The organism is Leclercia tamurae (assembly GCF_025566055.1).
Lineage (GTDB): Bacteria > Pseudomonadota > Gammaproteobacteria > Enterobacterales > Enterobacteriaceae > Enterobacter > Enterobacter tamurae.
Window position 1 is genome coordinate 1 of record NZ_JAMHKS010000069.1, and the last position, 13223, is coordinate 13223.

Consider the following 13223-nt stretch of genomic DNA (forward strand, 5'->3'; position numbering starts at 1 on the left):
GCGAAGCTGATAATCGGAGCGATGATGCGCAAGCTGGCGCAGGTGGCGTATGGCGTCCTGAAATCAGGACGCCCGTTCGATGCCACATTGCATCAGGAAAATGCTTGCGTGGCATAACAGTATCTACAACACCCCCCAGGCCCGGCAATTCCAGCCGACAAAGATCCCCCGATGGGGTAAACTATCCCGGTTTTTGCATCTGGATAGCGTCTATGAATCACTCCCTTAAGCCCTGGAATACCTTCGGTATCGACCGAAATGCCCGACAGATCGTGCGAGCCGACGATGCACAGCAGCTGCTGGCCGCATGGAATCACGCCACGCAACACCATCAACCTGTTCTTATTCTGGGCGAGGGGAGTAACGTTCTCTTTCTGGAAGACTTTTCCGGAACGGTGATCGTGAACCGCATCCGCGGGATCGCGGTTGAAGATACGCAGGAATGCTGGCGTCTGCATGTAGGTGCCGGTGAAAACTGGCACGATCTGGTGCAATATACCCTTGAACACAACATGCCGGGGCTGGAAAACCTTGCTCTGATCCCTGGCTGCGCTGGTTCATCCCCAATTCAGAATATCGGTGCCTATGGTATCGAGATCAGGCATGTCTGCGAGTATGTTGATTGTATCGAACTGGCGACCGGTGAAGCGCGTCGCTTACAAGCCGATGAGTGCCGTTTCGGCTACCGCGACAGCATTTTCAAACATGAATATCAGGATAAATACGTCATCGTCGCGGTCGGTCTGCGCCTGACAAAAAACTGGCAGCCGGTTCTCTCCTACGGTGATTTAACCCGTCTGGATCCCGCGACGGTGACCGCGAAAGAGATTTTTGCGGCGGTTTGCCAGATGCGAATGAGCAAATTGCCCGATCCGAAAGTGAACGGTAATGCCGGCAGTTTCTTTAAAAACCCGGTGATCTCCGCTGAAAACGCGCAAACCCTGCTTGCTGAGTGGCCAAACGCGCCGCACTATCCGCAGGGGGATGGCAGCGTCAAGCTGGCTGCCGGCTGGTTGATCGATCAGTGTCAGCTTAAAGGCACTACCTACGGCGGCGCAGCGGTTCATCGCCAGCAGGCGCTGGTACTCATCAATGAAAATAATGCTACCAGCGATGATGTCGTGCAGTTGGCCCATCAGGTGCGTCAGCGCGTGGGTGAGAAGTTTAACGTCTGGCTGGAGCCGGAAGTGCGCTTTATCGGCCATCACGGTGAAGTGAACGCGGTGGAGACCATTGCATGAAAGACCATACCGTCCCCCTGAAGCTGATCGCCATTCTGGCCGACGGCGATTTTCATTCCGGTGAACAGCTCGGTGAACAGCTGGGAATGAGCCGCGCCGCCATTAACAAACATATCCAGACCCTGCGTGACTGGGGTGTGGATGTCTTTACCGTGCCGGGCAAAGGCTACAGCCTGCCGGAGCCGGTTCAGCTGCTGAACGAAAGCTTTATCCACAGCCAGATCGCCGACAACAGCGTCGCCGTTTTGCCGGTCATTGACTCCACCAATCAGTATCTGCTCGACAGGCTCAACGAACTGCAGTCTGGCGACAGCTGCGTAGCTGAGTACCAGCAGGCCGGACGCGGTCGCCGGGGACGTAAATGGTTTTCGCCTTTTGGCGCCAACCTCTACCTGTCCATGTACTGGCGTCTGGAGCAGGGACCCGCAGCCGCCATCGGCCTTAGCCTGGTGATTGGCATTGTGCTGGCTGAGGTCCTGCAATCTCTTGGCGCCGACGACGTGCGGGTGAAATGGCCAAACGATCTCTATCTGAAGGATCGTAAACTGGCCGGGATCTTAGTCGAACTGACGGGTAAAACCGGCGACGCGGCGCAGATCGTGATGGGTGCCGGGATCAATCTGGTGATGCGCAACGTGCAGGCGGATGACATTAACCAAGGGTGGATCAACCTGCAGGAAGCGGGGATCGCCATCGATCGTAACGTGCTTGCGGTACAGGTCATCAATGAGCTGCGCCACTCGCTGAGGATCTTCGAGCAGGAGGGGCTGGCACCCTTCCTGCCTCGCTGGGAGAAGCTCGATAATTTTGTTCACCGTCCAGTGAAGCTGATCATTGGCGATAAAGAGATCTACGGCACGTCGCGCGGTATAAACGAGCATGGCGCACTGATGCTTGAGCAAGATGGGGTTATCAAGCCCTGGGTAGGCGGAGAAATTTCCCTGCGTAGCGCCGAATAGGGCGTCACGCCGCAGCCCCCGTAATCCGGGCCTGTAACGGTCCTGAACAACCGCTCCATACTCTGTACGGAGCGGGAACCAGAATAATCCCTAAACGGTTGGTTACACTCTCTTAAACACATCACGATAAGGTATACTCTGAAAGCAGCGGGGTAACAGTTGATTAACCTGCGTTTCGCGTTTCTGGAGATTCATTTTGCGTGTCAGCCGCTCTTTAACTATCAAACAAATGGCGATGGTAACTGCCGTCACCATGGTGTTTGTCTTTGTCTTTTGCGTCATTCTGCTGTTTCATGCCATTCAGCAGAATCGCTACAACACGGCTACGCAGCTCGAAAGCATTGCCCGCTCCATCCGTGAGCCCCTCTCTTCTGCCATTCTGAAGGGCGATATTCCCCAGGCGGAATCCATTATTAAGAGCATCAAGCCGGCAGGCGTCGTCAGCCAGGCGGATGTAGTGCTGCCAAACCAATTCCAGGCGCTGCGCATGAACTTTATCCCGGAGCGTCCGGTGCCGGTGATGGTCAAACGCCTGTTTGAGATGCCGGTACAAATCTCCCTGCCGGTTTATTCCCTGCAGCGCCCGGCGAACCCGCAGCCGCTGGCCTATCTGGTGCTGCAATCTGACTCCTGGCGGATGTACAAATTCGTTATCAGCTGGGTCTCGACGTTGGTAACCACTTACTTATTATTGACGCTGATGCTGACCGTGGCGCTGACCTGGTGCATCAACCGACTGATCGTCCATCCGCTGCGGCGGATTGCCCGCGAGCTGGATACCATTTCGCCGCAGCAACAGGTGGGGCATCAGCTACCCGTCCCGCGCCTGCATCATGACGACGAAATCGGCATGCTGATACGCAGCTATAACCTGAACCAGCAGCGCATGATGCGTCAGCATGAAGAGCTGAACCATAACGCCACCCGCTTCGCGGTTTCGGATCTGCCCAACAAGGCGTTTCTGATGGCACTGCTGGAGCAGGCGGTGAAACGCCAGCAGCCCATCGCCCTGATGGTAGTGGCCTGTGAAACCTTGCAGGACACCGCTGGGGTGCTGAAAGAGAGCCAGCGGGAAATGGTGCTGCTGACGCTGGTTGAGAAGCTTAAATCTGTGCTGGCACCGCGGATGGTGCTGACCCAGGTGAGCGCCTATGACTTTGTGATTATCGCCAATGGCGTCAATGAGCCGTGGCACGCCATCACGCTGGGTCAGCAAGTACTCACTGTTATTAATGAACGGTTGCCGGTACAGGGGATCCAGCTGCGCCCGAGCGCCAGTATCGGCATCGCTATGTTTAACGGCAACCTGACCGCCGAGCAGCTCTTCCGCCGGGCATTCTCCGCTGCCTTTACTGCCCGGCAGAAGGGTAAGAACCAGATCCAGTTCTTCGAACCCGAGCAGATGGAGAAGGCGCAGCAGCGGCTGTCAGAAGAGAACGATATTCTGACCGCGCTGGACCAAAACCACTTCGCCCTCTGGCTGCAGCCGCAGGTCGATCTGCATACCGGTAAGATAAAGAGTGCCGAAGCGCTGCTGCGGATGCGTCAGGCCGATGGTAGCTGGGAGCTCCCTGAAGGGCTGATCGACCGCATCGAGAACTGCGGCCTGATTGTGACGGTGGGTCAATGGGTGCTGGAAGAGTCCTGCCGCTTGCTGTCAGCCTGGCAGTCGCGGGGGATGATGATGCCGCTATCGGTCAATCTGTCGGCGCTGCAGTTGATGCACCCGAACATGGTTTCGGAGCTGCTGGCGCTGATTACTCGCTACCGCATCCAGCCTGACACCCTGATTCTGGAAGTGACCGAGAGCCGCCGGATCGACGATCCTAACGAAGCCGTGGCGATACTCCGCCCGCTGCGTAATGCCGGCGTGCGCATTGCGCTGGACGATTTCGGCATGGGGTACGCCGGGCTGCGTCAACTGCAACATATGAAAGCCCTGCCGGTAAACGTGCTGAAAATCGACAAGACCTTTGTTGAGGGCCTGCCTGACGACAGCAGCATGGTGGAGGCGATTATCCAGATGGCGCACAGCCTGAAGCTGGAAATTATCGCCGAAGGTGTTGAAACCGAAGCCCAGCGGAGCTGGCTGGCTACTGCCGGGGTTGAGTGCGGACAAGGTTTCCTGTTTGCTAAAGCCGTTCCGCGCGATGTTTTTGAAAGCCGTTACCTTCACCCGAATGACCCTCACACAGATGACTGAATTGTTGCTGGTTTGTGCGAGCCAGCTCAAATTTCTTAACATTTGTGTTTCAAATTCGGCCTGAGCTTCTATTTGTCCTGATTATTGGGTGCTATTTTAAGGCCGCAGGTGAGCAGTAACCCTACACTGCCTGCGGTTTTTCTTCCCAAGGACATCTTATGAAAACCTCTCTCTTCAGAAGTCTTTATTTTCAGGTCTTAACCGCCATTGCCATCGGTATTCTGCTTGGCCATTTCTACCCTGAATTAGGCACCCAAATGAAACCGCTTGGCGATGCCTTCGTTAAGCTGATTAAGATGGTGATCGCTCCGGTAATTTTCTGTACCGTCGTGACCGGTATCGCAGGCATGGAAAGCATGAAAGCCGTGGGCCGCACGGGTGCGGTTGCGCTTCTCTATTTTGAAGTGGTCAGCACCCTCGCGCTGATCATTGGCCTGGTGATTGTGAACGTGGTTCAGCCGGGCGCAGGCATGAACGTTGACCCTTCCACACTGGATGCAAAAGCGGTGGCGGTCTACGCCGATCAGGCGAAAGACCAGGGCGTGGTCGCCTTCCTGCTGGACGTCATCCCCGGCAGCGTGATTGGCGCCTTCGCCAGCGGTAACATCCTGCAGGTGCTGCTGTTCGCCGTGATGTTTGGCTTTGCCCTGCATCGTCTTGGCAGCAAAGGCCAGCTGATATTCAACGTGATTGAAAGCTTCTCGCAGGTCATCTTCGGCATCATCAATATGATTATGCGCCTGGCACCCATCGGGGCGTTCGGGGCGATGGCCTTTACCATCGGCAAATATGGTGTCGGCACCCTGGTGCAGCTCGGCCAGCTGATTATCTGCTTCTACATTACCTGCATCCTGTTTGTGGTGGTGGTACTGGGCAGTATTGCCCGCGCCACGGGCTTCAACATCTTCAAGTTCATCCGCTATATCCGTGAAGAGCTGCTGATTGTACTGGGTACCTCCTCGTCCGAATCGGCGCTGCCGCGTATGCTCGATAAGATGGAGAAGCTGGGCTGCCGTAAATCGGTGGTGGGGCTGGTTATCCCGACCGGCTACTCCTTTAACCTTGATGGCACCTCGATCTACCTGACCATGGCGGCGGTGTTTATCGCTCAGGCCACCAACAGCCATATGGATATCTTCCATCAGATCACGCTGCTGGTGGTGCTACTGCTCTCCTCGAAAGGCGCCGCAGGGGTGACGGGCAGCGGCTTTATCGTGCTGGCGGCGACCATCTCTGCCGTCGGACACCTGCCGGTAGCCGGACTGGCGCTGATCCTCGGTATTGACCGCTTTATGTCCGAAGCCCGCGCCCTGACTAACCTCGTGGGTAACGGTGTAGCGACCATCGTGGTGGCGAAGTGGGTGAAAGAGCTGGACCACAAAAAACTCGACGATACGCTGAATAATCGTGCGCCAGACGGCAAAACTCAGGGTTTATCCTCATAAAATCTTCTCTCTGGCCCGCATTCCCTTGTCGGGGTGCGGGCTCCTGCGCATAATGGCCCTGAATACTTGTCATAATCGGACAAGATTTATTTCGGGTATATTTCACTTCTTGCCGTGACGTTTCGCTTCACGCGCGGTCTAATCGGAGTGTTTTGAACATTATCTTTAGAGTGCGACAGGGCGTGTGGCACTCTTTGTAACCAGGAATGTTGATCAGGGGTTCACATGCAGGGCACAAAAATTCGACTCTTAACCGGCGGTTTGCTCATGATGGCAGCAGCCAGTTATGTGCAGGCTGACGCGCTCCAGCCTGACCCGGCCTGGCAACAGGGTACGCTGGCGAACGGTTTTCAGTGGCAGGTTTTAGCCACGCCGCAACGCCCCAGCGACCGCATTGAAATCCGCCTTTCCGTCAATACCGGTTCCCTGACCGAGAGTACGCAACAGAGCGGTTTCAGCCATTTTCTTCCCCGTCTGGCGCTGACCCAAAGCGGCAGCCTGCAGGCCGTACAGGTCCGTTCATTGTGGCAACAGGGTATCGATCCTAAACGTCCTTTACCGCCTGCCGTCGTCTCCTATGACTACACCATGTTTAACCTCAGCCTGCCAAACAACCGTAACGATCTGCTCAAAGAGGCATTGACCTGGCTGTCTGATACCGCTGGTAACGTCTCGATTACGCCTGAAACTGTGAATTACGCTCTGAGCAACAGCGATATGGTGGCGACCTGGCCTGCTGATACCAAAGAGGGCTGGTGGCGCTATCGCCTGAAAGGCTCTGCGCTGCTGGGTCACGATCCGGCGGAGCCGCTGAAGCAGCCGGTTGATATTGAGCAGGTGAAGTCGTTCTACCAGAACTGGTACACCCCGGACGCCATGACCCTGATTGTGGTCGGCAACATTGATAGCCGGGCGGTGATCGAGCAGATTAGCAAAACCTTTGGCGAACTGAAGGGCAAACGTACCACCCCTGCGCCAGTACCCACCCTGTCGCCGCTGCGCGCAGAGCCGGTCAGCATCATGACCGATACCGTGCGCCAGGATCGACTCTCTATTATGTGGGATAGCCCGTGGCAGCCGATTCGTGAATCTGCCGCGCTGCTGCGCTACTGGCGCGCCGATTTAGCCCGGGAGGCGCTGTTCTGGCATGTCCAGCAAAACCTGAGCAAAAACAACGCCAAGGACATTGGTCTGGGCTTTGATTGCCGGGTACTGTTCCAGCGCGCCCAGTGCGCCATTAACGTGGAATCACCGGGCGACAAGCTGAACGCCAATATGGCGCTGGTCGCCAAAGAGCTGGCGAAGGTGCGTGAGAACGGCCTGAGCGAAGAGGAGTTCAACGCGCTGGTGGCGCAGAAAAACCTCGAGCTGCAAAAACTGTTCGCCACCTATGCCCGTACCGATACCGATATTCTGATCAGCCAGCGCATTCGCTCGCTGCAAAACCAGGTGGTGGATATCGCACCGGAACAGTATCAGAAGCTGCGTCAGGATTTCCTTAACAACCTGACCGCAGAGATGCTGAGCCAGGATCTGCGTCAGCAGCTTTCACAGGATATGTCGCTGATTCTGATGCAGCCGAAAGGTGAGCCGGAATATGACATGAAGGATCTGCAGGCGACGTGGGACGGGATTATGGCGCCAGCAAAATAAAAGCAAAAGGCAACGTAAGTTGCCTTTTTAATGTGTACTCCCTCTCCCACAGGGTGAGGGCACCAGACCGCAGTTATGCAGGCATCGCTTCCCGAGGAATAATCGCGCCACGATACTGAATCACCGTGCTGGCAGTCAGGTGGCCGCGCTGCGCTGCCGCTTCCGGCGTGCCGCCCGTCAGACGCACAGCCAGATACCCGGCGCTGAATGAGTCACCCGCCGCAGTGGTATCAATCACCTTCTCTTTTGCCAGCTTCACCGCAGGCACCTCAACAATCGCTTCGCCGGCAACGGCCACCAGGCAGGAGTCTGCGCCGCGCTTAATCACGACTTCAGATACACCCGCCGCCTGAGTACGGGCAATCACCTCTTCAACCGGCTTTTCGCCCCACAGGGCATCTTCATCGTCGAGGGTCAGGAAGGCGATATCGGTGCACTCCAGCATCCGGGTATAGACCTGCTGCGTCTCTTCGCGGCTGGCCCACAGACGTGGACGGTAGTTGTTGTCGAAAATCACTTTCCCGCCGTTGGCGCGGCATTCGCGCAGCAGGGAGAACAGTTTTTCACGGCTGTCAGGGCTGAGGATCGCCAGGCTAATGCCGCTCAGATAGAGGTAGTCAAACTGGGCCAGCGTTTCGCAGATGTGGGCGGCGCTATCGCTCTCCAGCCAGAATTTGGCGGCAGCTTCGTTGCGCCAGTAGTAGAAGGTGCGCTCGCCGGTGCTGTCGGTCTCAATGTAATAGAGGCCCGGCAGGCGGTTTTCCATCCGCTGGGTCAGGGAAATATCGACATTTTCACTCTGCCAGGCGTCCAGCATCTGCTGACTGAAATTGTCTGTGCCCAGGGCAGTCACATAGTTGACCGCCAGCGCGTCAGCATTAACCTGACGGGCAATATACACCGAGGTGTTTAACGTATCGCCACCAAAGCCACGGTTCACTTCCGCGCCTTTCTGGGAGAGTTCGATCATACATTCGCCGATCACGGCAATTTTCTTAGACATAGTCGTGAACCTGAACAGTTAAATTAGCGCTAGTGTGCGCTGCAGCCCGGGAGCGGTCAACTGTATTAAAACGACGTTCCATTATTTTTTTGAACCAGGACAAGTTCCGGGTAAGTTTCAGATCTCAGATTTTCATTTTCGTCCGCAACCGAACATAAAGTTCTCATACCTGGGGCCGATAATCCTTTGACCAGTCCCGACAGGTTCTTCACCAATCAACAGGATATCTGAAATGAAGTTAAGGCAGGACATCCAGCTGCTGAGCATCCCTGAGGCAAGTATTGAGAACTTGCAGGAACATCGCTACTGGCTGCAATGTGAGCGTGCTTATACTTATCAGCCCATTTACCGCACCGACGGTAAACTGATGGCGATCGAGATCCTGACCGTCGTGACCCATCCTTCAAACCCGGCACAGCGGATCGCCCCGGATCGCTATTTTGCGGAACTGCCCGTGCGCCATCGTCTGGATATCCTTGAAGAGCAGCTCAGCATGCTGGTGGCCAGGCAGGACTTCTTCGCCGCTAACAGCATTCTGGCCTCGGTTAACGTTGATGGTCCAACCCTGCTGGCGGTGCGCCAGGATGAAAGCCTGCAGAAGCTGATCCACTGCCTGCCCTGGCTGCGCTTTGAGCTGGTGGAGCACGTGCGTCTGCCGCAGGACTCTTCGTTTGCCACCATGTGCGAATTTGGCCCCCTGTGGCTGGACGATTTTGGCACCGGCATGGCGAACTTCTCCGCCCTGAGCGAGGTGCGTTACGACTACATCAAAGTGGCGCGGGATCTGTTCATTATGCTGCGTCAGACCCCGGAAGGTCGCAATCTGTTCACCCTGTTGCTGCAGCTGATGAACCGCTACTGTCAGGGCGTGATCGTCGAAGGCGTTGAGACGCTGGAGGAGTGGCGCGATGTGCAAAACTCACCTGCCGCCGCCGCACAGGGCTATTTCCTCTCCCGCCCGGTGCCGATGGAGACGCTCGACAACGTTATCGTCACTCTGTAACTGCGGCTGCTTCCCATAATAGCGCGTGGTTAACGCGTTATTACCGGACGCTGCCGCCCCTTTTTTCTTTGTCTGAACTATATTCATGACTGGCAAGGTAAAAAAGGAATTATGGGATGACAAAAACAGCGAAGATTATCACCTGGTCCGGGGGGGTCTTCTTGTTGCTGATTGTGGTGCTCATTGTCGTGATCGCGACATTTGACTGGAACCGCCTCAAACCGACCATCAACCAGAAAGTCTCAACTGAACTCAACCGTCCGTTCGCCATTCGCGGCGATCTGGGCGTCGTGTGGGCGCGCCAGAAGGATGAAACGGGCTGGCGCAGCTGGATCCCTTGGCCGCACGTGCATGCCGATGACGTTGTACTCGGCAATCCGCCCGATATTCCTGAAATCACCATGGTGCATCTGCCACGCGTCGAAGCCACACTGGCTCCGCTGGCGCTGCTGACCAAAACGGTCTATCTGCCGTGGATCAAACTGCAGAAACCCGATGCCCGGCTGATCCGCCTGTCGGAAAAGACCAACAACTGGACCTTTGATTTCGCCGACAGCAAAGATAAAGAGGCTGACGCTAAGCCCTCGACCTGGTCATTCCGTCTCGACAACATCATTTTCGATCGCGGGCGTATCGCCATTGACGATGCGGTGAGCAAAGCCAATCTTGAGATCTTTGTCGATCCGCTGGGTAAAGCGCTGCCTTTCAGCGAAGTGACCGGCGCGAAGGGCAAAGATGAGAAGGGCAAGGTGGGCGATTACGTCTTTGGCCTGAAAGCCGAAGGGCGTTACAACGAACAGCCTCTGAAGGGTAGCGGAAAAATTGGCGGCATGCTGGCGCTGCGTGGGGAAGGCACGCCGTTCCCGGTGCAGGCCGATTTCCGCTCCGGTAATACCCGGGTGGCCTTTGTCGGCACGGTGAGCGATCCCATGAAGATGGGCGGGGTCGATCTGCGCCTCAAGTTTTCCGGCGATTCGCTGGGTGAGCTGTACGATCTGACCGGTGTCCTGCTCCCGGATACCCCACCGTTTGAAACCGATGGCCGTCTGGTGGCGAAGATCGACCCAGAAAAATCGTCTGTCTATGATTACCGTGACTTCAATGGCCGGATCGGTGACAGCGATATTCATGGCTCGCTGACCTACAGCACCGGTAAACCGCGGCCGAAGCTGGAAGGCGACATGGAATCTAAGCAGCTGCGGCTGGCCGACCTGGGGCCGCTGATTGGCGTTGACTCCGGCAAAGGTACCAAGGCGCAGAAAGTCAGAAAAGAGGCGCCGCCGTCCGGGAAAGTGCTGCCTAACGACCGCTTCGAAACCGATAAATGGGATGTGATGGATGCCGACGTGCGCTTCAAGGGACGCCGAATTGAGCATGGCAGCAGCCTGCCGCTCAGCGACCTCTCGACCCACATCATTCTTAAAAATGCTGACCTGCAGCTGAAGCCGCTGAAGTTTGGTATGGCGGGCGGGACGATCTCGGCCAACATCAAGCTGGAAGGGGATAAGAAGCCGATGCGCGGCCAGGCAGACATTCAGGCCCGACGACTGAAGCTTAAACAGCTGATGCCCGATGTGGAGCTGATGCAGAAAACCCTCGGCGAGATGAGCGGTGATGCAACCATTCGCGGTACGGGTAATTCCGTGGCAGCCCTTCTGGGCAACGGTAATGGTAACCTGAAGCTGCTGATGAATGATGGGCTGGTCAGCCGCAATCTGATGGAGATCCTGGGTCTTAACGTCGGCAACTTCCTGGTTGGACAGATTTTTGGTGACGATGAGGTGAGGGTTAACTGTGCGGCGGCCAATATCGACCTGGTAAACGGTGTCGCCCGTCCGCAGATCTTTGCCTTTGATACTGAAAATGCCGTCATCAACATTACCGGTACCGCCAGTATGGCCTCGGAACAGCTGGATCTGACAATTAACCCGGAGAGTAAGGGCATCCGCATTGTCACCCTGCGCTCGCCGCTGTACGTGCGCGGCAGCTTTAAAGATCCGGATGCGGGGGTGAAGGCGGGGCCGTTAATTGCTCGTGGTGCGGTGGCAGCAGCGCTGGCAACCCTGGTGACACCAGCGGCGGCACTGCTGGCGCTGATTTCCCCGTCCGAGGGGCAGGCCAATCAGTGTCAGGTCATTCTGTCGCAGATGAAGAAATAGTACGGGGTATTGCCCGGCCTACGGAAGTGGTAGGCCGGGTAAGCGCAGCATTAAATATCACAGCGACTGATGGCGGGTCTCGTGGGTCATCAACAGGGCAATCAGCGTCAGCGCCGCCATTGCCGCCAGGTAAAACCCGACATAAGCCAGACCGTAATTCGCCTGCAGCCAGGTGGCGATATAGGGTGCTACTGAGGCACCCAGAATCGAGGAGACGTTATAGGAGAATGATGCTCCGGTATAACGCACTTCGGTCGGGAACAGCTCTGGCAGCAGTGCGCCCATCGGGCCGAACGTCAGCCCCATCAGGCTCAGACCAATCAGCAGATAAGCCATCACCAGCGCCGGATTACCGGAACCGAGCAGCGGCGGGAAGACGAACAGCGCAAACAGAATGATCAGCGAGGTGATGACAATCATGCTCGGGCGACGACCAAAGCGGTCAGCCAGCAGCCCGGCAATCGGCACCATCACGCCAAAGCCAATCACCGCCATCATCAGCATCCACAGCACTTCATTACGCGGCAGACCCAGGCCCACCGGCGCTGGCGTGGTGCTGTAGGTCATGGAGTAGACGGTCATGATGTAGAACAGCGTATAGGTCGCCAGCATGATGAAGGTGCCAAGCACCGTCACGCGAATGTGTTTAGTCAGCAGCGTACCGAGCGGAATTTTTACCTGTTTCTTCGCAGCGGCCACTTTGGCAAACACTGGGGTCTCATGCAGGGAGACGCGCACATACAGGCCGATCAGCACCAGCACCGCCGAGAAGATAAACGGAATACGCCAGCCCCAGGTCATGAACTGCTCGTCAGTCAGCAGCCAGGAGAGCAGCAGGAAGGTGCCGTTAGCAAAGAAGAAGCCAATCGGTGCGCCCAGCTGCGGGAAGGAGCCATACAGCGCACGCTTGCGCGGTGGAGCATTCTCGGTCGCCAGCAGCGCCGCACCGCCCCATTCACCGCCCAGACCCAGACCCTGGCCAAAACGGGCCAGCGCCAGCAGCACCGGAGCCAGAATACCGATGGTCTCGTAGGTCGGCAGCAGGCCGATGGCGACGGTGGAGATCCCCATGGTCAGCAGCGAGGCGACCAGCGTCACCTTACGCCCGACGCGATCGCCGAAGTGGCCGAACACCGCCGAACCAATAGGACGCGCGATAAAGGCGATGGCGAAGGTCGCCAGCGATTGCAGCGTGGCCGCCGTCGGGTCGCCCTGCGGGAAGAAGATATGCGGGAAAACGATGACCGCCGCGGTGGCGTAAATATAGAAGTCGAAGAATTCGATGGCGGTGCCAATCAGCGATGCGACGACGACTTTATTACGCGAGTTAACCGGGGCGTTTTCCTGCTCTGAATTGAGTGTTGTGGCTGTGGCTTGCATAAACTTTTCTTATTTTTAGCGAACGAAAGGCCATATTACGCACAGCAAAAGCGACATTTCAATCTGTAACAAACGCAGCGCCGGGTGAAAAAACGAGCAAAAAGTGAATAATTTTCAGACCAGGAAATTCACATCTATGAAATGCTTCACAGAAATTAATACTTAGAGGATAAAACT

The 13223-nt window shown here is 56.4% G+C and carries 8 protein-coding genes and 1 pseudogene; 7 read left to right on the top strand and 2 right to left on the bottom strand.

Annotation, left to right across the window (positions count from 1 at the left end; genetic code table 11):
* Positions 1 to 212 precede the first annotated feature (212 nt).
* The 5 genes and pseudogenes from murB to M8318_RS06770 form a co-directional block, all read left to right on the top strand.
* Entirely contained in the window at positions 213 to 1241 is a 1029-nt protein-coding gene (gene murB / locus M8318_RS06750) for a UDP-N-acetylmuramate dehydrogenase (RefSeq protein ID WP_262661613.1), read from the top strand.
* Complete coding sequence (birA, locus tag M8318_RS06755; RefSeq protein ID WP_262661614.1) at positions 1238 to 2200, top strand: bifunctional biotin--[acetyl-CoA-carboxylase] ligase/biotin operon repressor BirA; 963 nt, start codon at positions 1238 to 1240, stop codon at positions 2198 to 2200. The genes murB and birA overlap by 4 nt, the downstream gene beginning before the upstream one ends.
* A 196-nt stretch (positions 2201 to 2396) precedes the next feature.
* Positions 2397 to 4403: a biofilm formation regulator HmsP gene (gene hmsP, locus M8318_RS06760; RefSeq protein WP_262661615.1), complete on the top strand. Its 2007-nt coding sequence runs from the start codon at positions 2397 to 2399 to the stop codon at positions 4401 to 4403.
* Between the two features lie 158 nt (positions 4404 to 4561).
* Complete coding sequence (gene dctA, locus M8318_RS06765) at positions 4562 to 5848, top strand: C4-dicarboxylate transporter DctC (protein WP_262661616.1); 1287 nt, start codon at positions 4562 to 4564, stop codon at positions 5846 to 5848.
* 225 nt (positions 5849 to 6073) lie between these two features.
* Positions 6074 to 7492 (top strand): annotated as a pseudogene (locus M8318_RS06770) (M16 family metallopeptidase); the annotation flags it as partial.
* A gap of 82 nt (positions 7493 to 7574) precedes the next feature.
* On the opposite strand, the gene kdgK reads toward M8318_RS06770, so the two are convergent.
* A complete protein-coding gene (kdgK, locus tag M8318_RS06775) occupies positions 7575 to 8504 on the bottom strand; it encodes a 2-dehydro-3-deoxygluconokinase (RefSeq protein WP_262661617.1) in 930 nt (309 codons plus the stop codon).
* 232 nt (positions 8505 to 8736) lie between these two features.
* On the opposite strand from kdgK, the gene pdeH reads away from it, so the two are divergent.
* Entirely contained in the window at positions 8737 to 9507 is a 771-nt protein-coding gene (gene pdeH, locus M8318_RS06780) for a cyclic-guanylate-specific phosphodiesterase (RefSeq protein WP_262661618.1), read from the top strand.
* Between the two features lie 116 nt (positions 9508 to 9623).
* Positions 9624 to 11666, top strand: a complete 2043-nt coding sequence (locus M8318_RS06785) for an AsmA family protein (RefSeq protein ID WP_262661619.1) — start codon at positions 9624 to 9626, stop codon at positions 11664 to 11666.
* A 57-nt stretch (positions 11667 to 11723) separates the two neighbouring features.
* Here M8318_RS06785 and M8318_RS06790 read toward each other — a convergent pair whose 3' ends face one another.
* Positions 11724 to 13046 carry an MFS transporter gene (locus M8318_RS06790; protein ID WP_166184651.1) on the bottom strand — a complete coding sequence of 441 codons (1323 nt, stop codon included), beginning with the start codon at positions 13044 to 13046 and terminating at the stop codon, positions 11724 to 11726.
* Positions 13047 to 13223: the final 177 nt, after the last annotated feature.